We start from the raw sequence: 22,919 nt of genomic DNA on the forward strand, positions 1-22,919 counted from the left end.
GGGAGAACCGATGACCGATGTCGAACGCGTCGGGATCGTGGGCTGCGGCCTGATGGGCTCCGGCATCGCCGAAGTCTGTGCCCGCGCCGGGCGGGACGTGGTGGTGGTGGAGACGAGCCGGAGTGCGGCGGACGCCGGCCTGGAGCGGATCACCCGCTCCCTGGCCCGCGCCACGGCGGCCGGAAAGCTGACCACCGCCGAACGCGACGCCGCCGCGGGCCGGATCGCCATGACCACGGACATGGACCGGATGGCCGACCGGGACCTCGTCGTCGAGGCGGTGGCCGAAGACGAGCGGGCGAAGCTGGAGGTCTTCGCCCTGCTCGACCGGACCGTCGAGCGCAGGGACGCGGTGCTCGCGACGAACACCTCCTCCATCCCGGTCATCCGGGTGGCGGCGGCCACGTCCCGGCCGGAGCAGGTCGTCGGCCTCCACTTCTTCAATCCCGTCCCGGTGCTTCCCCTGGTCGAGCTGGTGCCCTCCCTGCTCACCTCCGCGGAAACCGTCCGGCGCGCGCGGGAGTTCGCCTCCGGCGTGCTGGGCAAGCAGGTCGTCCACGCGGAGGACCGGGCAGGGTTCGTGGTGAACGCGCTCCTCGTCCCGTACCTGCTGGCCGCCGTACGGATGGCCGCGTCGCGGACCGCGTCGGCCGAGGACATCGACCGCGGCATGACCCTGGGGTGCGCGCACCCGCTCGGGCCGCTCGCCCTGGCCGACCTCATCGGACTGGACACCGTCCAGGCGATCGCCCGGTCGATGTACACGGAGTACCGCGAGCCGCTGTACGCACCTCCGCCCCTCCTGGCCCGGATGGTGGACGCGGGCCTGCTCGGCCGCAAGACCGGCCGGGGCTTCCACACCTATTCCTGACCTGGGACGGCCCAGGTGCCCCGACAGCCGCGGCCCGGACGCCCCATGCGCGAGGATGGGGGTCCGGCGGGCGGGGCCGCCGGGGCCCTTCCACTTACCCATGCACCCCTTCCGACGGGTGCCGACACGGGGAGCAGCCCACGTGACCAAGGCCGAACGGGCACTCGAAACGCGTGAGCGGATCCTCACGGCCGCGTGCGAAGTGATCGCCGACATCGGTTTCGAGCACGTCAGCATGCGCAAGGTCGCCGAGGCCGCCGGTGTCTCGAAGGCCCTGCTCCACTATCACTTCGAGACCCGCGAGAAGCTCTTCGCCGAGGCGATGACGCATTCCTTCGCCAAGACCGGTACGGATACGGGCAGCGAGGACGATTCGCTCCCGGCCGCCGCCGTGCTGGCCCGGATCGTACGGAGCATGCTGCCCACGGACGAGGAGCTCCGCCAGGACTGGAAGCTCTGGCAGGAGTTGTGGGTGCGCGCCCTGCGCGACGGCACGGCCCGTGACCTCGCCGTCGACCTGTACGACCAACTGCACGCCTGGGTCGCCGGAGTCGTGGAACGGGGCATCGCCTCCGGGGAGTTCACCGACTGCGACGTCGCCGAGGTCGGCACGCTGGTGCTGGCCCTGTGCGACGGCCTCGGCAACCGCCTGATGCTGGAGGACCCCCGGATCGACCTCGCCACGGCCCAGTCGACGATCTGGCGGGCGATCGCGCCGGCCCTCGGGATCGCCCCCGTCTTCCCCGAGGTCGCTCCGGTGGCCCCGGCGGTCTGACGGCGCGGGCGGAACCCGGGCGCCCCGGGCCTGGGTCGCCCCCGGGCCTGGGTCGCCCCTGGCCTTCACCGCCCGCGCGGCCGTCCCGTACGCCGCCGGGAGGCGCGCGGCCCGCGTCCGGACGGCAGGGGCGCCGCCAGGCCGAAGACCACGGTGATCCGGGCGCCGCCGCGGGGTCCGCGGGCGATGCGCACCGAGCCGCCCGTGACGGAGCCGGCCCGGCGGGCGATGTCGAGGCCGAGGCCCGAGGAGCCGCTGCTGCTTCCGCGGGAGAGTGCCTGGTCCGGTTCGGGGATGCCCGGACCGTCGTCCTCCACGACCAGTTCCACGGCCTGGGCGGTACGGGCGACACGTACGGCGAACGGGGTACCGGGCGGGGTGTGCCGGAAGACGTTGCCGATGAGCGCGTCCACCACGGCGGCGACGTCGTCCTCGCAGAGGCCGACGGCCGCGGACTCCTGGGTGAGGTCGAGGGAGCAGGGGCGGTCCTGCTGCTCCGCCAGGACCGCCCAGAAGGCGGTCCTGCGGCGTACGACGTCCGCCGCCTCGCAGCGGGGGCCGGCCGGTCCCGGGCCCGTGGCCTGGTGCGCCGTGCCCGCTTCCGGGCCGAGCATGCCCTGTCCCATGGGGCCCACGGCGAGCGGGGTGCGGGCCGCGGTGATGATGGCCCGGAGTTCCGTCTCCAGTGCGCAGACGGCCGCCTCGACCCTGGCCGACTCCGGTGAGCCGGCCATGCGTTCCGTGGCCAGGTGCAGGGCGGTCAGCGGGGTGCGCAGCCGGTGGGACAGGTCGGCGACCAGTTCGCGTTCGACGGCGAGCAGCTCGGTCATCCGGTGGGCCATGGTGTTGAAGGCGATGCCCGCCTCACGCAGTTCCCTGGGCCCCATGGGGTCCACGCGGGCGTCCAGATTGCCCCGGCCCAGGGCCTGGGAGGCGTGGGCGAGCCTCTTGGAGGACCGGACGACCTTGGCGCCGAGGCGGTCGGCGACCAGGACGGAGCCTCCGACCAGTCCGACGGCGAGGAGGAGCATGACCGCCCAGGAGGCCGTGACCCCGCGGGTCAGCTCCTGTTCGGGGACGAAGTTCTCGATGACGGCGACCTGGTCGCCGGGCAGTACCACCGGCTGCAGGCAGATCCAGCCGCCGGGGATCCGTTCGGATATGGACTCGCGGCCCTGCTGGGCGCGTTCGAGCAGCGCCGCGGGGGCCCGGGACGTGCCGAGGGCGGGGGCCTCCGGCAGGTGGACGACCACGTACTCGGCCGCGTCCAGGCTGGCGGCGGATTCCCGCAGGGCGGACGGATCCGTGGTCAGGGTCAGTACGGGGGCCAGGGCGGCGGCCCGCTGCTCGGCGGCGGTGACACTCTGCTCCTTGACGAGCGACATGACCAGGGCGGCCAGCGGGATGAGGAAGGAGAGGGCGACCATGGACGTGACGGCGAGCGCCACTCCGGCCAGGGAGCGTCTCACCGCGGCGCCACCAGCTTGATGCCGACGCCGCGGACGGTCAGCAGGTAGCGCGGGGCGGCCGCGCGTTCGCCGAGCTTGCGGCGCAGCGAGGACAGGTGCACGTCGACGGTCTGGTCGTCGACGTACGGCTCGCGCCAGACCTCGGTCAGCAGCCGCCGTTTCGAGACGACCTGGCCGGTGTGGTGGGCGAGGAAGGCCAGGAGGTCGAACTCGCGGCGGGTGAGCCGGAGCTCTCGGCCGGACAGGTACGCCGTGCGCGCCCCGGGGTCCACCGCCAGCTCGCCCACGGTGGTGGGGCGCAGCGGTTCGGCCGCCGCCGGCAGCTGGCCCCGGGCGCCGTGCGCGGCGTGGGCGGGCGGCAGGTGGCTGGTGCGCCGCAGGACGGCGGAGAGGCGTGCGATGAGCTGTCCCCCGGAGAAGGGTTTGACCAGGTAGTCGTCGGCGCCCGCGTTGAGGAGCCGGATGATCTCCGCTTCGTCGTCGCGGGCGGTGGCGACCAGCACGGGAACGGAGGAGATGCCGCGGATCATGCGCAGTGCGTCTCCTCCGTCCAGATCGGGCAGCCCCAGGTCGAGGACCACGGCGTCGACGGGCGACTGGGTGACCTCGCGCAGGGCGCCGAACCCGTCGCCCGCGCTGCGTACGGCATACCCGTGCTCCGTCAGGACTTCGATGAGTGACTGGCGGATGCTGGGGTCGTCTTCGACGACCAGGACGCTCGGCATGGGCACACCTTAGGTGAACGTTCGTTCCTATCGGTCCCCGAAGGCCGGGCCCCCGTCGCCGACGCGCAGGTGGACGGGGCGGTCGGAGACCGGAATGGTGCAGCCTTCCTCCGCGCTGCAGCTCGCGTACCCGAGCAGTACGGTCGCGTCGCCGTTGCCGTCCAGGCGGACGGGCAGCGTGGTGGTGACGGGCCCGTCCGGGTAGACGGGGAGCGGGGCGTCGACGCCGGGCACGCTGATCGTCCGTACGTCCGCCGCGGCCGTGAGCTTCCCGTCCGCCCGCAGGACGCCGATGACGTCCATCGAGGTCGGCCGGCCCACGCCGTCGATTCCGGTGGCCGGCAGTTCGGTGCTGTAGAGGTGGAACCCCTTCTCCTCGGGGGTGAAGACCGCGGTCAGGGTGGCCCTCGGCGGATGCCACTCGGACACCGAGAGCGTGACGGTGACCCCGTTCTCGGAGAAGCTCGTCGTGGGCGCGGAGGCGGTCTCGGCGGGCTGCTCGCCGCAGGCCGTGACCGCGGCCAGACAGAGCAGGGCGGCGGCGAGGCGGGCCGTGCGGGAGGAGGGGTGCGCGTACGGGGACACGTTCATGGCCGTGCTTTCGTCAGGGGAGGGAGGGAAGGCGAGGGGGGAGGGAAGGCGGGGGGGGAGGGCCGCGGTCTAGACGGCTGTGGTGTACGCCGCGCTCCACAACTGGAGCCGGTACACCAGGTCGTTCCACACGCCGGTGGCCAGCAGTACGCCGACGAGGACGAGCATGCCGCCGCCGATCCGCAGGACCCACTGGTAGTGCCGTTTGACCAGGCCGAAGGCGCCCAGGGCCCGGCGGAAGGCCAGGGCGGCGAGGATGAACGGCAGGCCCAGCCCGAGGCAGTAGGCCGCCATCAGCAGGGCCCCGCGGGCCGCGCTCGCCTCGCTCCAGGCGAGCGCCTGTACGGCGGCCAGCGTCGGGCCGATGCACGGGGTCCACCCGACCGCGAACACCGCCCCCAGCAGCGGTGCGCCCGCCAGACCGAGCACGGGCCGCCGGTGGCTGCGGAACTCCCGCTGGGTGAAGCCCGGCAGGAACCCCATGAAGGACAGCCCCATGAGCACGGTGAAGACGCCGAGCACCTGCGTGACCACCTCCTGGTGGGCCAGCAGGGTGCGGCCGACGTACCCGAACAGGGCTCCCCCGGAGACGAGGACGGCCGTGAAGCCCAGGACGAACAGCAGCGCGCCGGCCGCCATGCGGCCGCGCCGCCCGCCGCGGGCGTCCGCCAGGTCGGACACCGACAGGCTGGTCACGTAGCTCAAGTAGCCCGGCACGAGGGGCAGTACGCACGGGGAGAGGAAGGAGACGAGTCCCGCGAAGAACGCCACGGGGGCGGCGACGGCCGGCGTGCCGTGGAGGAGGGAGGGGGTCGCGTCGGTGGGGGCGAGCGCCATCGTTTCGGCGACCGTCGTCATGCCGGTGAGCGCCGTCATCTCCATGAGCGCCGCCATGGCGGTGAGCGCCGTCACGACGTCTCCTGCGCCACGCGGGCGACCAAGGGCCGCAGTTGCTCGTCGGTGACCGCTCCCCCGATGCTGACGGCGATCCGGCCGCGGCGGTCGATCACCAGCGTCGAGGGGATGGTCTGCGGGTTGAGGAGCGCGGGCGGGAAGCGGAGCAGGAGCTCGCCGGAGGGGTCGTGGAGGCTGGGGAATCCCAGGCCGTGCGCGCGTACGAAGGACTGCGCCGCCGCGCGGTCCCGGTCGCGGGTGTTGATCCCGAGGAACCGGACGCCCTGCGCCCGGGTCTGCGCGCTGAGCCGCTCCAAGTCGTCGGCCTCCGCGCGGCAGGGCCCGCACCACGATCCCCAGACGTTGAGGACGACGACCTGGCCCCGGAACCCGGCGAGGCCGACCGGCTTTCCGTCCAGGTCGGCGCCCGCCAGCGCGGGCGCCTGCGGTCGGGCGCCCGCGTCCACGACCGCCGCCGCGGCCATGGGTCTGACTGCAACGCTCCCCGGTCCGGACGGCTGCCCACCGCCGCCGTCGCCGTCGTCGTCGGAGGCCGCGCCCGCAGCGGCGTAGAGGCACCCGGCGAGGGCCACCGCGAGCGCGGCACCGGCCAGGGCGGTGGGGCGCGGGACCGCTCGTCTCATGACGCCCACTGGCGGAGGAAGGAGCCGATGCCGTCCGCGGTCAGGGCGGGGTTGCCGGTGACGTGCGTGTCGGTGCGCACGGTGCCGGACGGCGAGACCACGACCAGCACGGGCATCTTGTAGGTCCCGCCCGAGGGGCTGTACTTGCGCAGGAGGGCGGAGTTGGCGGAGCTGTTGCCGCCGATGTCCACCTTGACCAGGTGGTACGAGGCTCCGAGGATCGATGCCGTCTTGGGCTGGGCGAACACCTTGTCGGCCGCCTTGCAGTTGCCGCACCAGTTGGCGCCGAAGTCGAGCAGCACCATCCGCCCGTCGGTCTTGGCCGCGCGCAGCGCGGCGTCGATCAGCTTCTGCGCGTCGGCCGAACTGTCGTAGCCGGGGCCGGGTATCCGGGCCGCCGGGGCGGGCGCGGCGGAGGTGCGGGACGGCTTGGGGGCGGGCTTGGCGGGCTGGGCGCGCGAGGGGGTGGGCGAGGCGCCGGCGGCGGTACTGGCCGACGCGGATGCGGACGGCGACGGCGACGGCGACGCGGACGGCGTGGCGGACCCGGTCGAGGACGCCTCGGCGGACGCCGACTCCGTGCCGGCCGGAAGGGCCTGCGAGGACTGTCCGGCCGTCGTCGGCGCGGCGGCGCCGACGGACTGGGTGGACGAAGGACCGCACGCTGCGGTCAGCCCGGCGGCGAGCACGGCCGCGGTCACCAGGGGGAGCCGCACGCCCAGCGGCACGGCGGAGCGCGGGCTCGTCGTACGGCGGGCTGCGCGGACGGGTCGGAGTATGCGAGAAGTCATGACGAAGACACCCCAAGGCACGGTTCGGACTACGGGAAGCGCGAGACGCCTTCCGGATCGGTGGAGCCGGTGGCGCGACGGCTCGTCGGGCGCCGGGGCAGGTGTGCCCGGGCGCCGGAGGCCGCTCGGCTGACGCGAGCATAGGACGGCCGGGGGCCACCGGAACCGGATGCGCGTGATCTTGAGGTTCCCCTAAGGAACAGCTCACCTTCCGCTTCACCGGGGTCCGGGCGATGGGCGTGCAGAAGGGGGTGAAATCCGTAAAGGGGATCAGGGGGGCGAGTGGTGCGGACCGGTCAGAAGGAGGTCTCGCGCACGCTGGCCCGCGCCGACGGGGTGATCGTCGCCGTGATGACCGAGCGGTGGTTCGCGCTGGTGAAGGTGACGGTCAGGGTGTCGTCCGCGGTCTGCGACGTGCCGGCCTTGTATCCCCGGCCGGGTACGGCCGAGATCAGGCACACGCCGCGGCTGCCGTAGCGCACGGTGACCTTGCCGCCCTCCGAGGGGACGGTGTGCAGGCCCGGTCCGCCCTCGGCGCAGTCGACGGATGGCTTGGGCGCTGTCGGCCGGGGCGTTCCCGGCGAGGCCTTGACCGAAGTGGGCGTCGCGGCCGGGGAGGACGGCCGAATGGTCGCGGAGGGCGAACCGCTGGGGGTGGGGCTCGGGGACTGCGGGCTCGGCGACTGCCCCTGCGACGCCTGCCAGGCCGGCGGAGTGTCGACGACCATGGGGGCGGACCGCGCGACCGGAGGCGTGTGCCTGGTCGAACCGACCACGAACTGGACCGTGGCGAGCACGGCGGTCACGCTGGCGGCGGTGCACGACAGCCATATGAGCAAGTAGCGCGGAATTCGGGGCACGGCCCCATAGTGACCGACCCGGCGGGCCGCCCGTCACCGCCTCCCCCGTAAGAACGCGGCCTGCCGGCCGGACCCCGGCCGGACCCCGATCCGGCCGGGAACGCCGACGTCCTCCCGGCCCGCGTACGGGCCAGGAGGACGTGTTGCCGGGCCCCGTGGGGGCGGGCCCGGAGGAGAGTGGCAGGTGGGGGTGACGGGCGGGAGTGAGGGGTGGGAGCGAGAGGGTGGGAGCGAGAGGTGGGAGTTCCTACCTCGGCGCTCCGAAGTTCTGTGTCCACCAGGGGCCGCCGTCGCCCTTGTGGAAACCTATGCCGATCTCCTTGAACCCGCAGTTGAGGATGTTGGCCTTGTGGCCGGGGCTGTTCATCCACGCGTTCATGACCGCGGCGGCGTCCGACTGCCCGCGGGCTATGTTCTCCCCCAGCCGGGACCAGCCGTATCCGGCGGCTTCCACGCGGGTGGTCATGGTGGAGCCGTCGGGGCCGGTGTGGGACATGACCCCGCTGCGGGCCATCGTGTCGCTGTACGCCCGCGCCGCGGCACTCAGCTTGGCGTTCACGGTCAGCCCACCGCAACCGGCGGCGGCCCGCTCCTTGTTGACCAGGGACAGGACCGCGGACTCCACGCCGGACGCACCGGAGGAGCCGCCCGAACCGCCGGAACCACCGGACCCACCGGAACTGCCCGAACCGCCGCCGCCGGTGGTCGCGGCGGGCGTACGGGTCGGCGGCTTCGGCTTGGCGGCCGGGGTGGATGCCGCGGAGGCCGGGCGGCTCTCCGTCGCCGTCTTCGTGGGCGAGGCCGATCCCGAGGCGGAGGGGGTGGGCGTCGCGGACGGCATCGCACCCGTCGCCGACGCGGCGTCGGCGGAGAGCGTGGGGGCGGCGGACGAGGGACTTGCCGTCGCCCGCTCACCACCGGAACCCGCCGCCGCGGCCTTCGCCCCGGTCGCACGTGCGCCCTCGCCGGAATCGGCCACCGCGACTCCGACCGCCACCACCGCGGCCGCCGTGCCGAGGGACAGCACGATGCGCGTGCGCACCGTCTTCTTCCGTCGCGCCTCGACGCGGGACGGGGCTCCGGGGGTTCGGCTGCGGCTCATGCCTGTGGCACCTCTCGGCGAGAAGGGAGGACGGGTCCCTGAGCGTAGGCCGATGACCAGCGAAAACGGGGGTCCGGAGGCGTTCTTCAAGGTCCCTTAAGGAAGCCCGCAGACTCGGCACAGGAACGCCGTAGGAACTCGACCGTCCGGGCACCCGCCGGCCCGCGCGGCAGCACGGCCACCTCACCCCGCGCGAGGGCCTACGCCTGCGGCGTCATCGCCGCTCACCGGCCTGCTTCGCCTTGGCGGCTATGTCTTCGAGCACCACCTTGGGGTCTCCGCCCGGTTCCACGGCGCGGCCGATGTTGCGCTTGATGGTGTCGCTGACCGCCATCCACGACGGGTCGTTGACCGGGTAGAGCCGGGCGCTGCGCAGCGCGGTGAGGAACTCGGCGTCGGTCTTGTCCATGCCGTCGCTGCCGGCCAGGGCTCGCGAGGCCGAGACGGTCGACGGCAGCAGGTGGTAGCGGCCGGCGAACTCCGACAGGTTCTCGTCCTCGTAGACGAACTCCAGGAACTTGCCGATCTCGGCGCGCTTTCCGTTCTGCTTGAACGCCATCATCCAGTCGGCCACCCCGACCGCCGGCGGTGTCTCGTCGGAGCCGAGGGTGTCCGAGACCGGCATCGGAACGGTGCCGACGCCGATGCCCTTGGCGCGCGCCTCGTGGTAGAGGGAGGGGTAGCCGTTGAGCATGCCGACCTCGCCGCGCAGGAAGGCGGCGAAGGCGTCGGCGCGGTTGAGCTGGGACGGCGGGGTGGGGCCGGTCAGGCCGGGGGTGACCAGTTGGTCCTTCACCCAGTTCCACGTCTTGACGTTGCGGTCGGACGCCAGGCTGTAGTCGCCGCTGCTGTCGGCGTACCCGCCTCCGTTGCTGAGCTCCCAGATCATCGTCTCGGCGTGCGCCTCCTCCGGGCCCAGCGGCAGGGCGTACGGGTACTTCACGCCCTTGGCCTTCAACGCCTTGGCGGCGGCCTTGAGTTCGCTCCAGGTTTCGGGGGCCTTGATGCGGGCCTTGTCGAACAGGGCCTCGTTGTAGAAGAGCAGGCGGCTGCTCGCCACGAACGGCAGGCCGTAGAGGCTGCTGCCGACGGAGCCCGCGTCGGCGAGCGGGGCGAGGAAGTTCGCCTCGGCGTTGACCGAGAGGAGTTCCTCCGCGGAGTAGAGCCGGTCCTGCGCGGCGAAGTCCGAGTAGGAACCCATGAGGGCCATGTCCGGCGCCTTGCCGTCCCTGACCATGGCGGTGACCTCGCGGTCGATGTCGGCCCACGGAAGCAGCCTGACCTCGATCTTGATACCGGGGTTGGCGGCGGTGAAGTCACTGGTCACCTTGGACCAGAAGACCTCGGAACTGGTGGCCGGAGTGTCCCCGTACTCGGCGGCCACCAGGAACAGGGTCCCGTCGTCGCCCGCACCGCCCGGGGAGGTCCCGCATCCGGAGAGTGGTACCAGCAGACCGAGTACGGCCGCGGTGGCGGCCCGCACGAGGATCCTTCGTCGCATGGGTGTGTTCCCTTGATGTTCTTCGGATTCCGTCACTGCTCACGTCGCATCGGGCCGGAGGCTGTTCCGTCGCTACCCGATGGCCGGGATTCTCTCCACGTCATGACGCGTTTGGTGTACCCGGACGAACATGTGTGGGAGATGACCCAAACCGGGCGCTTCCGGATTGTGCGTTCCCACGAGTACTTGACGGATCGGACGCGCGTAGAACACTGGAACACTCGTTTCAGGCAAGCAAGTGGGCTTCGGTGCACCCAGACCCTGGGGCATCAGTCGGTCCAGATGTCCAGCAGTTCGTTTGCCGCACGGAAATGGTCGGGCGCATCCACGTTGCACACGACGGTGACGGCGGTACTGCGGTCCGGGCTCACCTTGAAGGTGCTGTGAAACCCCTCCCAGTCGCCGCGGTGCACCAGGCTCTTGTCGGGGAGGACGAGGATCCCGGCTCCGTACCGCCCTTCCTCGATGCCGCGCGGACGCAGGACGTCGCCCACGCTCACCGATCCCTGCGTGACCCCGGTGAGCAGTTCCGGTCCACCGATGCGACCGGTGCGGTAGTTGTCGGCCCAGCGGACCATTTCCCCGGGGTCGGTCTGGACGGACCCGTCTCCGTACTGTTTCCAGGGGGAGGAAGTGGGAGTGAAGGAGCCGTCCTTCTCCTCGTACGACTTCGCCTTCCCGGGAACGTCCACCGCCGGGGACAACGTCATGCGCAGCTGCAGTGGGGTGAAGAACTCCTGCTGGACGAAGGTGGGGAACGGCTTGCCGGTGACCCGTTCGACGACGTGCGCCAGGAGGATGTAGTTGGAGTTGGAGTAGGAGAAGCGCTTGCCCGGCGGATCTTCCGGCTGCGAGGCGAGGATGGCGGCGATCGCTTCCTTCTGACCGGCCGGATCCGTCAGCTGGACTCCCTTGGCCTCCAGCAGATCCTGGTAGTCGGTTATGCCGCTGGTGTGACGCATGAGGTCGCCCAGGGTGACGTTCCGCATCCAGGCTGGCGGGTCATCGAAGAACTCGGACAGCGGGTCGCTCAGCGCGAGTTGGTGCCGTCCGGCCAGCAAGAGGACGGCATCCGAGGTGAATTGCTTGGAGTTGGATGCCATGTCGAAGACCGTCTTCGAGGTGATGGCGCGCCCTGTCGCCAGATCGGCCTTCCCCTTCCCCGCTTCCCAGACGACGTTCCCCCGCACGCCGACAGCTGCCGCACAGCCCGGGCCGTCAGGAGAAGGCACCAGCTGCCGGAGAACATCCGCGCTGCGCTTCTCCCGGTCATCGCCGGTCGCGTAGGCCTGCTGCGGACTTGCGGCACCGGTCAGCAGGACCACGACCACGGCGCCCCCGGCCGCGCACCATGACGCCATCCGATTCACGGACACCACCTTCTTCTTCCGCCGGGACGTCCACGAGCCACGAGCGGAGCCGCCTTGGCTATCGGAAGGTTCAGCGATGCGGCGCCGCCGAAGAAGGGACGACCGTCACCGGGTCTCCGCCCTGCGGTGGCCGGGGCGCAACACACACCATCAACGCTACCGGGTGGCCCGAAGACGCGCGCGCCTGCAACACGGCCGCGAAGACGTCCTCTCAGGCTGCGGCCGACGTGCGCGCGGGCACGCGCGCGGATGCGCGTACGAGCGCCCCGCAGTAGCGTGGAAGAGGTGCGTTCCGCCCAAAACGCTGCGGCCTGGCCCCGGCAGGGCCGCCGATGCCGGCAGAGGAACGGGATCACATGCCAAAGCACAGCGTCCCCGCGGTGACTGCCGCAGCCGCCCTGCTCTGTCTGGCGGCACTCGGCTCCACACCCAGCAGCGCCGCGCCACGAGCATCCCAGCCCGTTGGGCAGCCCAGCCCGGTGGCCCCGCGCTTCGTACCCGGTGCCTGTCCGAAGACACCCGAGCCGATCGAAGCGCTGAGTACCGCGCAGTGCGGCCGCCTCCAGGTCCCCGAGAACCGCTCCACCCCCGGGAGCCGCACCATAGACCTGGCCGTTGCACGGATTCCGGCCGCCTCCGCGAAGCCCGGCGCCGACCCGGTGGTGTTCATGGCGGGCGGCCCCGGTGCCGATACCTTCGACGACATCCCCTTCCTCGTCGACTCCGGCCTGAACAAGGACCGCGAGCTGATCGTCATGGCCCAGCGCGGCAACCTCTACGACCGGCCGAACCTCGCCTGCCCGGAGGTCGACCGGTTCAACGCGCAGGCCGTGGGCCTGGGTTACGACGCACAGGAGGCGGAACAGCTCTTCCTGAAAGCGGTGAAGGAGTGCCGGGACCGCCTGACGGCCGACGGCACCGACCTCAGCGCCTACAACAGCACCGAGAACGCCGCCGACTTCGCCGACCTACGCAAGGCGCTGGACATCCCCCGGTGGAACGTCTACGGCTACTCCTACGGCAGCAACCTGGCCCTCACGTACCTGCGCCTGCACCCCGAGGGGATCCGCGCGGTGGCGCTCGACTCGGTCGCGCCCTCCCAGTTCGTGACCCTGCCGTGGACATGGGGCAGCACCGCCGAGGGCATCCGCAACATCTTCGAGGCGTGCGCTGCCCAGCCCGCCTGCAAGGACCGGTACCCGGACCTCCCGGGCCTGCTGACGGAGCAGGTGAGCAAGCTGGAGGCCGCCCCCCTGACGCTCGACGTCACACCGAAGGACGGGGGGCAACCGGTCAAGACCGTCCTCGACGGGGGCGCCCTGCTGAATCTGATCGTCGCCTTCACCCCCCGGCCCAAAGACATCCCGGCGGCGCTCGATGAACTGGGCAACGGAAACCCGGAGCGGTTCGCGCAGGCCCGCGCGGCCGGTTCGGTGCAGAAGGTCGGCGAGTTCGCGCACGGCCTGACGAACTCGATAGCGTGCAGCGAATGGGCTCCGGGGTACTCGGAATCCGACGTGCTCAAGGCGGGGCAGAAGGCCTACCCGGGGTGGCCGGACTCGGTCCTGGCCCAGGCGCCGCAACTTCCCTTCCAATATCCGGCATGCGGAGTCTGGAACGTTCCGGATCGCGCGGAGATCCAGCGGGTGCCCACCTTCAGCTCGGTGCCGGCGCTCGTCGTCTCCGGCACGTTCGACGTGAAGACCGGAGCGAGTTGGGCGCAGGGCGTAGCCCGGAACCTGTCCGGCTCGACCGCCGTGCAGGTGCCCGGAATCGGCCACTGGGTGGTCCCGCAGTCGCCTTGCGCGCAAAGCGTGCTGGCCTCGTTCTTCGTCAACCCGACGGCCCCCGACACGAGTTGCGTGGACGATCTGGAGCCCCAGCCGTTCACGATCATCCCGAAGTAACCGGGAGAGCAGATGACACGCCACCACGCGCCCCGTCGTCGGCGCACCGTACGACGACTCCTCGCCCCGTCGGCCGGCATGGCGGCCGGTCTCCTCGTCACCGGCATGCTCACGGCGCCCGCCCAGGCACAGCCCCGCGCCGACGACGGCGCCGGAGCGCCGATCGGCACGGTGGCCCGGACGGTGGGCGACGCCACCTTCACTCCAGGGCCCTGCCCGAAGACCACGGAACCCATCGAGGAACTGAAGGACGCCCGCTGCGGAACGCTCACCGTGCCCGAGAACCGCGCCGAGCCGAGCAGCCGAACGATCAAGCTCGGTGTCGCGATCGTGCCCGCGGTGGCCGACACGCCCAAACCCGACCCCGTCGTGTGGCTCGCGGGCGGACCGGGCGACGACGCGGTGGGAGAGGCGAAGATGGCCGTCGACGGCGGCCTGAACCGCGACCGTGACCTGATCCTCATGTCCCAGCGCGGTACGTACTCCGCCGACCCGGAGCTCCTCTGCCCCAACGTCGACGAGTTCAACGGACAGGTGATCAGCCTCGTCTACGACGCTCCGTCCACCGAGCGCCTGCACGTCGAGGCCACGAAGGCCTGCCGCGACAAGCTGGCGGCCCGCGGGGTCGACCTCAGTGCCTACAACGACACCGAGAGCGCCGCCGACTACGACGCCCTGCGCACGGCGCTGGGCATCAAACAGTGGAACCTGTACGGCATTTCCTACGGCACCCACTTGGCGCTGGTCTCCATGCGCCTGCACCCCGAGGGACTCCGCTCGGTGGGCATCGACGGCATCCTGCCGCCGTCCCGGTCCGGGTCGGCCTCGACCTGGAGCAGCTTCCGGCAGGGCGTCGAGGGCCTGTTCAAGGCCTGCGCGGACCAGCCGGCCTGCAACGAGCGCTATCCGAACCTGCCCTCCACCTTCGAGAAGCTCGTCAGCGACCTCGAAGCCAAGCCGGTCACCACCACCGTCACGCGCCCCGGCAGCGAGGAGCCGGTCAAGGTCGTGATCGACGGCGGAACCCTGGTGAACTGGCTGACCTCCGCCACCCACACGGCCGAGGCCGTACCGCTCTCCCTCGACGAGCTGGCGAACGGCAACCCGCAGCGGATCGCCCAGCAGTGGGCGGGCTGGAGGCTCAACCCCAAGGGCATCGGCGTGGTGTCGCACGGCCTCGCTTACGGCATCTTCTGCAGCGAGTGGACTCCGTACGAGAGCAAGGACGCGGCGCTCCAGGGCGGGCGGAAGGAGTTCCCGTCGTTCCCCGCCTCGGTGCAGGCCCAGGCCCCGCTGCTGACCTTCCTCCCTGCTGACTGCGAAGCCTGGAACGTCCCCGCGGCCGCGCCCTCGATCCGTGACGTCACGACGAGCGACATCCCCACCCTCGCCCTGTCGGGTTCGTTCGATGCCCAGACCGGCGCCGACAACGGCCCGTACGTCGCCCGGACGTTGAGCAAGGCGAAGGTCGTCACGATCCCCTACGAACCCCACGTGGTGATCGCCACGTCGAAGTGCGCCCAGGAGATCGCCGTCTCGTTCTTCGACACCCCCGACACCCCGAAGACCGAATGCCTGAAGGACCTCGCCCCACCCAAGTTCGAGACCACTCCCTAACCACTCCCTGACCACTCCCTGAGGTCCCACCTCGCCGGAGTCACCATGACGCCCACCTGGGAAGCACGTCACCCACCTCGCTCCGGGGCTTCGCTCCTGGCGGTCCTGCTCCCCCTCGCGGTCCTGATCGTGATGGCGGTGGCCCTGGGGTCGTGGTTGCAGTACACCGAGCGGCAGCGGCTCGACACGGTCCACACGGTCGGATCCCAGGCCACCGACCGGGTGGACGTGGAGGCCGACGTCCAACGCGTCGACGCCGCGGCCAGAGAACTGGCGCTACGGGTACGGGTCACCGCGCGCGGGACCCTCGGCGAGGAGGCGGGGACCGCCCCGGTGGCCGATCTCAGCCTCCAGACCTCCGCGCAGACCCTCGGCGACCTGGATTTCACGGCGCACGAGCGGCTCACGATCAGGGACGTGCGGGTGGCGCTCACGGACGGATCGATCAGCGACTATCCGTTCGACACCTACAAGACCGACATCGCCTTCTGGGCGCAGCTGGACGGCGAACAGGTGCCGGTGCGGGTGCTGTTCTCCAACGACGACCCGCTCTTCTCGATCTCCGCGACACCCGCCCCGGCCGGGCAAGAGGCCGCCGGCGTGGCGCTGGGGCTGTCCCGATCGGGCAGCCTGCTCGTCTTCACGGTCTTCATGATGATCGTGATGTGGGCGCTGGCGGCGTCCGTGCTCATCGGCGCCTGGTACGTGACGACCCGCAGGGAAGGCCTGGTCTGGGCCGCCCTGGGCTGGATGGCCGCCACCCTGTTCGCCCTCTCGGCCTTCCGCAACAACGCCCCCGGCACGCCCCCGATCGGCTGCGTACTCGACTGGTTCGCCTTCCTGTGGGCCGAAACCATCATCGCCCTCTGCCTCATCACCGTAGTCATCACGGGCGTCCACACCGCCCTCCAACACGACGACCCCCCATAGCGACTCACGGGACGCGCCGAGGCCCCGCCAGAACGAATTCTGGCGGGGCCTCGGCCTTCGGTCCGGCTGCTCGGGTCATCAGCGATCCCCGCGGCCACGACGGCTCGTACAGCGATCACCACCCGTCCACGACCAACACGAACCCGGCCGCAGGGGTCGGCAGTGCTCAGGGCGCTTCGACCAGCGGGGGCTCCCCCATGGGGATGGTCAGCGCCTCGCGCAGGGCGCCGACCGCGTCGGCGCCGATGCGTTGCGCCAGGACGCCTTCGATGACGGTGAGGGTCTCCCGGGCGCGTCGGTGTACGCGCGCGCCCTCCGCCGTCGGGCGGATCAGGCGGCTGCGGGCGGAGGCGGGGTCGGGTGTCTGCTCCAGCAGGCCCAGGCCGATGAGGGCGTGCACCGCCTGGTGGGCGGTCTGCCGGGTGACGCCCATCCGGCGGGCCAGGCCCGAGACCGTGGTGCCCTCTTCGTCGAGGGCGGCGAAGACGGCCGCCTGCCCGACGGTGACCGGCTGCTCGCCGGCGGCCCGCATGCTGGCCAGCAACGCGTCGTCGAACCAGCGCTTGGCCTCGGTGAGCAGCTGGGGCAGGTTGGGTGCGGGGGTGGTCATGGTTCCTCGGGGGACGGGGATTCGAGGATAGCGACCGTACGGGGACTCCCCCCGAGATTAATGTCAGGTAACCTGACACACCTCGTCCCGTCGTGCCGGAGGTTCTCATGACCATGGAGTTCGCCCGTCCCAGCCGCCCGCGGTCGCACATCCCGGCCGAGCCCGGGAAGCCGTACTTCATCGAGAAGGGCATGGGCGACCGCGCCCACCTGTTCACCGACCTGGTCACCGTCTACGCGGGCGGCGAGCAGACCGAGAACGCCTTCAACTTCTTCACCGTCGAGGGGCCCAGGGGCGAGGTGATCCCCGCGCACGTCCACTCCGACACCTACGAGGTCTTCTACATCACCGACGGCGCGGTGCGGCTGTTCGTCGAGGACCTCGCGGGTGAGCAGCACGAAAGGCTGCTCACCGCAGGCGACTTCGGCTTCGTACCGAAGAACTGCCCGCACGCCTACCGCATCGAGCGCCACCACAGCCGGGTCGTCGGCGTGGCCGCGGGACCCGGCGGCACCTTCGAGCGGTTCTTCGAGAGCCTCGGCGTCCCGACCGAGGAACTCGGCCTGCCCCCCGAGCCGTACGTACCGCGGCCGCAGCAGTTCGCCACCGTGCCGGAGCGGTACGACGTGCGCTTCCTGCCCGGACACCAGTGGCGCACGGGGAGCTGATCCCGTGCCGCTGACGCCCGGCCTCGCCGCGTTCCTCGCGCCGCCCGCCCCCGAGCGGCTGCCGCTTCCGCCCGCCGCGCACCCCGCTCCCGGCGTACGGGTGCTGCGCGGGGTCCCGTACGCCTACCGTGCGGGCATCCGGCCGCTCGAACTCGACCTGTGGCTGCCCGACGGGGCGCACGGGCCGCCCCTGCCGGTCGTGCTCTACCTCCACGGCGGGGGCTGGCGCGCGGGTTCCCGGGCGGAGCTGGGACCGCGCTTCCGGCACTGGAGCCCCGACCCCTTCGCCCGTCTCGCCCGGGCCGGTTTCGCGGTCGCCTCCGTCGACTACCGGCTCAGCGGCGAGGCCGTCCATCCGGCTCAGCTCGACGACGCGACGGCCGCGCTGGGCTGGCTGACCGCCCGGGCCGGCGAACTCGGCCTCGACGCACACCGCATCGTGTCGTGGGGCGAGTCGGCCGGCGCCCACCTGGCCGCCCTGCTCGCCCTCACCGCTCCCGTGAGCGGCTGCGTCGTCTGGTACGGGCCCACCGACCTGACCACCCTGCCCGGCCAGTGCCCGCCCGGCGCCTACGACGCCGCCGACCCCACCACCCGTGAGGCGCTGTTGATCGGAGCCGCGCTCGCCGACGCACCGGACCGGGCCCGCGCCGCGAGCCCGGTCGCCCATGTGCACGCCGGCGCACCGCCGTTCCTCGTCCTGCACGGCGCCGAGGACACGCTCATCCCGCTCGCCCAGGGCGAGCAACTGGCCGCAGCCCTGCACCGGGTGGGCGCCCGGGTCGACTTCCGGCCCGTACCCGGCGCCGACCACGGCTGGGCCGGTCTGCCGGACGAGGAGGCCGAGCGGATCTTCAGCGCGTCCGTGGACTTCGCCCTGGCTTGCACCGCGGGCCCGGCGGGGCCGGCGCACCCGTAGGCCGGGCGCCCTTCAGCGGCGGCGGACCGATCACCGGTCCCCGAAGGCCCGCATGCCCTTCGCGCGGGCGGTCTTCCACGCCGGGCCGGAACCGAGGAAGTCGAGGACTTCGCGGGCCCGGCCCGGCTGGGAGGAGACGGCCAGGACTCCCCCGCCGAACGTCGAGCTGATCGCGTGCTCGCCCGGCAGCGGGCCGACCACGACCACGCCCGGCAGGTCCATCAGCTCGCTGTGCTGCTGGAAGGCCAGGTCCGCCCGGCCGGACGACAGCAGGCTGCCCGCGGGTACGCCGGGTGGCGCCTGCACGAGCCGGTCCCCCAGCGCGTCGGCGAGGTCCAGCCGGGTGATCAGATCGACGAGGGCCGTACCGCTGGGGCCCGTGGAATAGGCGATCCTCTTCGCCGACAGGAGCGCCGCCCGCAGGTCGGATTCCGAGCGCAGTGCCGGGACCGGTGTCCCCTGCGGCACCGCGGCGACGACCTGCGAGACCCACAGCGGGCGCAGCGAATCACCGAGGACGTACCCCTCCTCGGCCAGCGCGGCCAGCGCCCCCTCCGCGAGCACGAGCACGTCGGCCCCGGCGCCCTCGCGCACCCGCCGCGCGATCTCGACGCCACCCGCGGAGTCGAAGCGCACCACGAGCCCTTCGGCGAGCCGGATGTGTTCGGTGAGCTCGGCGAGCACGGGCCGCGTCGCCATCGAGGACAGCCCGGAGATCTCTCGGTCCACGTCTCCTCCTTGGTTTCCGGCAGATGGTACGGCGGATGGTACGGCGCACGGACGGGCAGCTCAACGCGGGTCTGCGAGACTGACCGCGTGAGCGCAACCCGGAACACCGCGGCCGGAAAGGTCCTTCTCGTCCTGTCGGCCTTCGACCGCGAACACCCCTCGCAGACCCTGTCGGAGATCGCCCAGCGGACGGGTCTGGCCCTCAGCACCACCCATCGCGTGGTGGCGGAGCTCGCGGCGTGGGGGGCTCTGGAGCGGGTCGAGGACGGGTCGTGGCACGTCGGGCTGAGGCTCTGGGAGATCGCCTCCGGTTGCCCGCGCACCCAGATCCTCCGGGACGCCGCCCTGCCGTTCATGCAGGACCTCTACGAGGCGACGCACGAGAACGTCCAGCTCGCGGTGCGCGAGGGCCTGGAGCTCGTGTTCGTGGAACGGATCGCCGGACACCGGTCGGTGCAGCTGCTGACGATGGTCGGGAGCCGGTTCCCGATCGGTTCCACCGGAATGGGCCGGGTGCTGCTGGCGCACGCGCCGCGGGAGGTCCAGGAGGAGGTCCTGGAGTCGCCGTTGCGGGCCTGGACCCCGCACACCGTCACGGACCCGAAGACGCTGCGCGCCCAGCTGGACGCCATCCGCCGCGAGCAGGTCTTCGTGAGCGACCGGCAGCTCTCCGAGGACACGGTCGCGGTGGCCGCGACCGTACGGATCGGCCGGACCGGGCCGGTCAGCGCCGCCTTGGGGATCGTCGTGGCGGCGCGTAGTGCGAACCGTGCGCGGGGACTTCGGGAACCGCTGCTCAGGGCGGCGTACGCGATCTCCGACGAGCTCGGCCGGCGGGCCCGCACCGCGGACTGACGCCCGAGGGGCTTCCGCCTGGCGGAAACACCGGCGACCGGCACGGGCTCCGGCTGCCAACGTTCGGGGTGTCCGGAACGTTCGCAGCCGCTCAGGAGATGCCATGGCCGAAGCCCCCGTCGACACCGTCGCCTCGGTACCCGTTGCCGTCATCGGGGCCGGGCCGGCCGGACTGATGCTGGCGCACCTGCTCGGGCGGGCCGGAGTCGAGGCGGTGGCGGTCGACACCCGCTCCCGCCACGAGATCGAGACGACGCAGCGGGCGGGCATCCTCGAAGCCGGCGCCGCCCGCGACCTGGTCGAGACCGGAGTCAGCGACCGGATCCTGCGCGAGGGCCACGAGCACGAGGGCATCGAGCTCCGCTTCGGCGGCCGGCCGCACCGCATCCACTTCAAGGAGCTGGTGGGCGCCTCCGCGTGGCTCTACCCGCAGACCGACGTGTTCGTCGATCTGGCCGATGCCCGGGCCCGCGACGGCGGCACGGTCCATTTCGGGATCAGGGACACCGAGGTCCTCGACGTCACCACCGGCGCCCCCCGGGTCCGTTTCACCGCGCCGGACGGCTCCCGCCACGAGATCCGGGCCCGGTACGTGGTCGGCGCGGACGGCTCGCGCAGCATGTGCCGCGATCTGGTGCCCGAGGAGCGACGGGTGCGCTACGGCAAGGAGTATCCCTTCGCGTGGTTCGGCATCCTGGCCGAGGCGCCCACGAGCGCGCCCGAGCTGGTCTACGCCCACTCCGAGCACGGTTTCGCGCTCATCAGCCAGCGCACCGAGAGCGTGCAGCGGATGTACTTCCAGTGCGATCCCCAGGCGTCCCCCGAGGACTGGCCGGACGACCGCATCTGGGAGACGCTGCAGGCCCGCGTGGCCGGCCGGGACGGCTTCCGCCTCCATGAGGGGCCGGTCCTGGAGAAGACGGTGCTGCGGTTCCGCTCGTTCGTCCAGGAGCCCATGCGCTGGGGGTCCATGGCCCTGGCGGGCGACGCCGCGCACACCGTGCCGCCGACCGGTGCCCGCGGGCTCAACCTCGCGCTGCACGACGTGAAGGTGCTCGCCGACGTCCTGCTGAAGGCGCTCGGCGGCGCCGGCGAGGCCGCGCTGGACGAGTACGAGCCGCGGGCCCTCCAGCGGATCTGGCGGGCGCAGAACTTCTCCTACTGGATGACCCGGCTGTTGCACACGACGGCCGGCGCGACACCGTTCGACCTGCGCCGCCAGCTCGGCGAGCTCGACAACGTGGTGGGCACCCGCGCCGGGCGCACGTACCTCGCCGAGCAGTACACGGGCTGGCCGGCCGGCTCCTCCGGCTGACCCCGACCGCACCACCTGGAGCACGCACATGATCATCGACTGCCACGGACACTTCACCACCGCACCGCCGCAGCTGGCCCACTGGCGGGACCGCCAGATAGCGGCGGTCGGAGCGCCCCAGGACGCGCCCCGTCCCGACGAGCTGGTCATCACCGACGACGACCTGCGCCACGCGATCGAGGACAACCAGCTGCGGCTCATGGACGCGCGCGGCTGCGACCTGACGGTCTTCTCCCCCCGGGCCAGCTTCATGGCCCACCACATAGGCGACTTCGCCGTCTCCTCGACGTGGGCGCGGATCTGCAACGACCTGGTCCACCGCGTCGCCGCGCTCTATCCCACCCGCTTCGCGATGGGCGCGATGCTGCCGCAGTCGCCGGGGGTCGATCCGGCGACCTGCCTGCCCGAGCTGCGCCGCGCGGTCGAGGAGCTCGGCGCGGTGACGGTCAACCTCAACCCCGACCCGTCGGGGGGCAAGTGGACCGCGCCACCCCTGACCGACCGCAGCTGGTACCCGCTCTACGAGGCGATGGTCGAGTACGACGTACCCGCCATGATCCACGTCAGTACCTCGTGCAACCCGGCCTTCCACACCACCGGCGCCCACTACCTCAACGCCGACACCACGGCGTTCATGCAGCTGGTCCAGGGAAACCTGTTCGCCGACTTCCCGACCCTGCGGTTCGTGATCCCGCACGGCGGGGGTGCGGTGCCCTACCACTGGGGACGGTTCCGCGGTCTGGCGATGGCGCTGGGCAGGCCGGATCCCGAGACGCTGCTGGACAACGTCTTCTTCGACACCTGCGTCTACCACCAGCCCGGCATCGACCTGCTCACCCGGGTGGTGCCCAGCCGTTCCGTCCTGTTCGCCAGCGAGATGATCGGCGCGGTCCGCGACATCGACCCGCGCACCGGCCACCACTTCGACGACACGAAGCGGTACGTCGAGGCCACCCCGCACCTCTCCGACGAGGAACGCGCCGCCGTCTACGGCGGCAACGCCCTTCGCGTCTACCCCCGCCTCGCCGCCCGCCTCGCCGCGGCCGGCCACTGAACTCCCAGGAGGAGAAGGCATGGAGCACACCGAGCTGGGTGTCGTCCACACCTCGATCACCCGCGCCGATCCCGAGGCCGTCGCCGCACTGTCGGCCTTCGGTGTCGCCACGATCCACGAGGCCATGGGCCGGGTGGGGCTGATGCGCCCCTATGTCCGCCCCGTCTACCCCGCCGCCCGTCTGTGCGGTACCGCGGTGACCGTGCTGCTGCAGCCCGGTGACAACTGGATGCTCCACGTCGCGGCCGAGCAGATCCGGGAGGGCGACGTCGTGGTCGCTGCCTGTACGACCGAGAGCGAGGACGGCTTCTTCGGCGATCTGCTCGCCACCTCGTTCCGCTCCCGGGGGTGCGCGGGCCTGGTCATCGACGGCGGTGTGCGCGACGTGGCCGACCTGGAGGAGATGGACTTCCCGGTCTTCTCCCGGGCGATCAACGCCAAGGGCGCGGTCAAGGCCACGCTCGGCTCGGTCAACGTGCCGGTGGTCTGCGCCAACGCCCTGGTCAGGCCCGGGGACGTGGTCGTGGCGGACCGCGACGGTGTCGTGGTCGTGCCGCGCGAGCGGGCGGCCGAGGTCGCCGAGGCCTCGGCCCGGCGCGAGGCCAACGAGGAGGGCAAGCGCGCCCGGTTCCGCGCGGGCGAGCTCGGCCTGGACATGTACGCGATGCGCGGCCCGCTGGCCGAGCTCGGTCTGCGCTACCAGGACTGACCGGACGCACGGG

General features: G+C 72.0%; 23 protein-coding genes. 11 read left to right on the forward strand and 12 right to left on the reverse strand.

The window, feature by feature from the left end; translation table 11 throughout:
• Nucleotides 1-10: 10 nt before the first annotated feature.
• The gene (locus OHA37_RS03725; RefSeq protein WP_266902408.1) at nucleotides 11-871 is read left to right on the forward strand and encodes a 3-hydroxybutyryl-CoA dehydrogenase; all 861 of its coding nucleotides are present in this window, start codon (nucleotides 11-13) and stop codon (nucleotides 869-871) included.
• A 142-nt stretch (nucleotides 872-1,013) separates the two neighbouring features.
• Nucleotides 1,014-1,646 (forward strand): TetR/AcrR family transcriptional regulator, encoded by a 633-nt coding sequence (locus OHA37_RS03730; protein ID WP_266902410.1) that lies wholly within the window; start codon nucleotides 1,014-1,016, stop codon nucleotides 1,644-1,646.
• A 65-nt stretch (nucleotides 1,647-1,711) separates the two neighbouring features.
• Here the strand turns inward: OHA37_RS03730 and OHA37_RS03735 are convergent, their stop codons facing one another.
• From OHA37_RS03735 to OHA37_RS03780, 10 genes are all read right to left on the reverse strand, one after another.
• The gene (locus OHA37_RS03735; protein ID WP_266902412.1) at nucleotides 1,712-3,115 is read right to left on the reverse strand and encodes a sensor histidine kinase; all 1,404 of its coding nucleotides are present in this window, start codon (nucleotides 3,113-3,115) and stop codon (nucleotides 1,712-1,714) included.
• Entirely contained in the window at nucleotides 3,112-3,840 is a 729-nt protein-coding gene (locus OHA37_RS03740; RefSeq protein WP_266902414.1) for a response regulator transcription factor, read from the reverse strand. The genes OHA37_RS03735 and OHA37_RS03740 overlap by 4 nt, the downstream gene beginning before the upstream one ends.
• 27 nt (nucleotides 3,841-3,867) lie before the next feature.
• Nucleotides 3,868-4,431 carry a hypothetical protein gene (locus OHA37_RS03745; protein ID WP_266902416.1) on the reverse strand — a complete coding sequence of 188 codons (564 nt, stop codon included), beginning with the start codon at nucleotides 4,429-4,431 and terminating at the stop codon, nucleotides 3,868-3,870.
• A 69-nt stretch (nucleotides 4,432-4,500) separates the two neighbouring features.
• Complete coding sequence (locus OHA37_RS03750; RefSeq protein ID WP_443046285.1) at nucleotides 4,501-5,313, reverse strand: cytochrome c biogenesis CcdA family protein; 813 nt, start codon at nucleotides 5,311-5,313, stop codon at nucleotides 4,501-4,503.
• A gap of 26 nt (nucleotides 5,314-5,339) precedes the next feature.
• Nucleotides 5,340-5,969 (reverse strand): TlpA disulfide reductase family protein, encoded by a 630-nt coding sequence (locus OHA37_RS03755; RefSeq protein WP_266902418.1) that lies wholly within the window; start codon nucleotides 5,967-5,969, stop codon nucleotides 5,340-5,342.
• Nucleotides 5,966-6,760 carry a thioredoxin family protein gene (locus OHA37_RS03760; RefSeq protein WP_266902420.1) on the reverse strand — a complete coding sequence of 265 codons (795 nt, stop codon included), beginning with the start codon at nucleotides 6,758-6,760 and terminating at the stop codon, nucleotides 5,966-5,968. The genes OHA37_RS03755 and OHA37_RS03760 overlap by 4 nt, the downstream gene beginning before the upstream one ends.
• Nucleotides 6,761-7,056: 296 nt before the next feature.
• Entirely contained in the window at nucleotides 7,057-7,620 is a 564-nt protein-coding gene (locus OHA37_RS03765) for a hypothetical protein (RefSeq protein ID WP_266902422.1), read from the reverse strand.
• A gap of 247 nt (nucleotides 7,621-7,867) precedes the next feature.
• Complete coding sequence (locus OHA37_RS03770; RefSeq protein ID WP_266902424.1) at nucleotides 7,868-8,722, reverse strand: CAP domain-containing protein; 855 nt, start codon at nucleotides 8,720-8,722, stop codon at nucleotides 7,868-7,870.
• Between the two features lie 214 nt (nucleotides 8,723-8,936).
• Nucleotides 8,937-10,223, reverse strand: coding sequence for an extracellular solute-binding protein (locus OHA37_RS03775; protein ID WP_266902426.1), 1,287 nt, complete (start codon nucleotides 10,221-10,223; stop codon nucleotides 8,937-8,939).
• Nucleotides 10,224-10,492: 269 nt separating this feature from the next.
• On the reverse strand, nucleotides 10,493-11,584 hold the full coding sequence (locus OHA37_RS03780; protein ID WP_266912489.1) for a serine hydrolase domain-containing protein: 1,092 nt from the start codon (nucleotides 11,582-11,584) through the stop codon (nucleotides 10,493-10,495).
• Nucleotides 11,585-11,949: 365 nt separating this feature from the next.
• On the opposite strand from OHA37_RS03780, the gene OHA37_RS03785 reads away from it, so the two are divergent.
• The 3 genes from OHA37_RS03785 to OHA37_RS03795 are packed head-to-tail and all read left to right on the forward strand — an operon-like array spanning nucleotide 11,950 to nucleotide 16,047.
• On the forward strand, nucleotides 11,950-13,500 hold the full coding sequence (locus OHA37_RS03785; RefSeq protein WP_266902428.1) for an alpha/beta hydrolase: 1,551 nt from the start codon (nucleotides 11,950-11,952) through the stop codon (nucleotides 13,498-13,500).
• 12 nt (nucleotides 13,501-13,512) lie between these two features.
• On the forward strand, nucleotides 13,513-15,117 hold the full coding sequence (locus OHA37_RS03790; RefSeq protein ID WP_266902430.1) for an alpha/beta fold hydrolase: 1,605 nt from the start codon (nucleotides 13,513-13,515) through the stop codon (nucleotides 15,115-15,117).
• 45 nt (nucleotides 15,118-15,162) lie between these two features.
• Nucleotides 15,163-16,047: a DUF4436 family protein gene (locus OHA37_RS03795; RefSeq protein WP_266902432.1), complete on the forward strand. Its 885-nt coding sequence runs from the start codon at nucleotides 15,163-15,165 to the stop codon at nucleotides 16,045-16,047.
• Between the two features lie 166 nt (nucleotides 16,048-16,213).
• On the opposite strand, the gene OHA37_RS03800 is transcribed toward OHA37_RS03795, so the two are convergent.
• On the reverse strand, nucleotides 16,214-16,657 hold the full coding sequence (locus tag OHA37_RS03800; protein ID WP_266902434.1) for a MarR family winged helix-turn-helix transcriptional regulator: 444 nt from the start codon (nucleotides 16,655-16,657) through the stop codon (nucleotides 16,214-16,216).
• 107 nt (nucleotides 16,658-16,764) lie between these two features.
• Here OHA37_RS03800 and OHA37_RS03805 point away from each other — a divergent pair, with 107 nt between their 5' ends.
• Together OHA37_RS03805 and OHA37_RS03810 are read left to right on the forward strand one after the other, a co-directional pair.
• Nucleotides 16,765-17,325, forward strand: a complete 561-nt coding sequence (locus OHA37_RS03805; protein WP_266902436.1) for a quercetin 2,3-dioxygenase — start codon at nucleotides 16,765-16,767, stop codon at nucleotides 17,323-17,325.
• Nucleotides 17,326-17,329: 4 nt separating this feature from the next.
• Entirely contained in the window at nucleotides 17,330-18,244 is a 915-nt protein-coding gene (locus OHA37_RS03810) for an alpha/beta hydrolase (protein ID WP_266902438.1), read from the forward strand.
• Nucleotides 18,245-18,274: 30 nt separating this feature from the next.
• Here OHA37_RS03810 and OHA37_RS03815 read toward each other — a convergent pair whose 3' ends face one another.
• Entirely contained in the window at nucleotides 18,275-18,973 is a 699-nt protein-coding gene (locus OHA37_RS03815; protein WP_266902440.1) for a substrate-binding domain-containing protein, read from the reverse strand.
• 87 nt (nucleotides 18,974-19,060) lie between these two features.
• On the opposite strand from OHA37_RS03815, the gene OHA37_RS03820 reads away from it, so the two are divergent.
• The 4 genes from OHA37_RS03820 to ligK all read left to right on the forward strand — a co-directional run bounded on the left by OHA37_RS03820 (nucleotide 19,061) and on the right by ligK (nucleotide 22,906).
• Entirely contained in the window at nucleotides 19,061-19,828 is a 768-nt protein-coding gene (locus OHA37_RS03820; RefSeq protein WP_266902442.1) for an IclR family transcriptional regulator, read from the forward strand.
• A 103-nt stretch (nucleotides 19,829-19,931) separates the two neighbouring features.
• Nucleotides 19,932-21,143, forward strand: coding sequence for a 4-hydroxybenzoate 3-monooxygenase (locus OHA37_RS03825; protein ID WP_266902444.1), 1,212 nt, complete (start codon nucleotides 19,932-19,934; stop codon nucleotides 21,141-21,143).
• Nucleotides 21,144-21,171: 28 nt separating this feature from the next.
• Entirely contained in the window at nucleotides 21,172-22,197 is a 1,026-nt protein-coding gene (locus tag OHA37_RS03830) for an amidohydrolase family protein (RefSeq protein WP_266902446.1), read from the forward strand.
• 19 nt (nucleotides 22,198-22,216) lie between these two features.
• Complete coding sequence (gene ligK / locus OHA37_RS03835) at nucleotides 22,217-22,906, forward strand: 4-carboxy-4-hydroxy-2-oxoadipate aldolase/oxaloacetate decarboxylase (RefSeq protein ID WP_266902448.1); 690 nt, start codon at nucleotides 22,217-22,219, stop codon at nucleotides 22,904-22,906.
• Nucleotides 22,907-22,919: the final 13 nt, after the last annotated feature.

Source organism: Streptomyces sp. NBC_00335 (assembly GCF_036127095.1).
Taxonomy (GTDB): Bacteria; Actinomycetota; Actinomycetes; order Streptomycetales; family Streptomycetaceae; genus Streptomyces.

Coding starts and splice junctions, on each gene's coding strand:
- OHA37_RS03725 (WP_266902408.1), top strand. CDS start 11: ATGACCGATGTCGAACGCGTCGGGATCGTGGGCTGCGGCCTGATGGGC.
- OHA37_RS03740 (WP_266902414.1), bottom strand. CDS start 3,840: ATGCCGAGCGTCCTGGTCGTCGAAGACGACCCCAGCATCCGCCAGTCA.
- OHA37_RS03745 (WP_266902416.1), bottom strand. CDS start 4,431: ATGAACGTGTCCCCGTACGCGCACCCCTCCTCCCGCACGGCCCGCCTC.
- OHA37_RS03750 (WP_443046285.1), bottom strand. CDS start 5,313: ATGGAGATGACGGCGCTCACCGGCATGACGACGGTCGCCGAAACGATG.
- OHA37_RS03755 (WP_266902418.1), bottom strand. CDS start 5,969: ATGAGACGAGCGGTCCCGCGCCCCACCGCCCTGGCCGGTGCCGCGCTC.
- OHA37_RS03760 (WP_266902420.1), bottom strand. CDS start 6,760: ATGACTTCTCGCATACTCCGACCCGTCCGCGCAGCCCGCCGTACGACG.
- OHA37_RS03770 (WP_266902424.1), bottom strand. CDS start 8,722: ATGAGCCGCAGCCGAACCCCCGGAGCCCCGTCCCGCGTCGAGGCGCGA.
- OHA37_RS03775 (WP_266902426.1), bottom strand. CDS start 10,223: ATGCGACGAAGGATCCTCGTGCGGGCCGCCACCGCGGCCGTACTCGGT.
- OHA37_RS03780 (WP_266912489.1), bottom strand. CDS start 11,584: ATGGCGTCATGGTGCGCGGCCGGGGGCGCCGTGGTCGTGGTCCTGCTG.
- OHA37_RS03785 (WP_266902428.1), top strand. CDS start 11,950: ATGCCAAAGCACAGCGTCCCCGCGGTGACTGCCGCAGCCGCCCTGCTC.
- OHA37_RS03790 (WP_266902430.1), top strand. CDS start 13,513: ATGACACGCCACCACGCGCCCCGTCGTCGGCGCACCGTACGACGACTC.
- OHA37_RS03795 (WP_266902432.1), top strand. CDS start 15,163: ATGACGCCCACCTGGGAAGCACGTCACCCACCTCGCTCCGGGGCTTCG.
- OHA37_RS03800 (WP_266902434.1), bottom strand. CDS start 16,657: ATGACCACCCCCGCACCCAACCTGCCCCAGCTGCTCACCGAGGCCAAG.
- OHA37_RS03805 (WP_266902436.1), top strand. CDS start 16,765: ATGACCATGGAGTTCGCCCGTCCCAGCCGCCCGCGGTCGCACATCCCG.
- OHA37_RS03825 (WP_266902444.1), top strand. CDS start 19,932: ATGGCCGAAGCCCCCGTCGACACCGTCGCCTCGGTACCCGTTGCCGTC.
- OHA37_RS03830 (WP_266902446.1), top strand. CDS start 21,172: ATGATCATCGACTGCCACGGACACTTCACCACCGCACCGCCGCAGCTG.
- ligK (WP_266902448.1), top strand. CDS start 22,217: ATGGAGCACACCGAGCTGGGTGTCGTCCACACCTCGATCACCCGCGCC.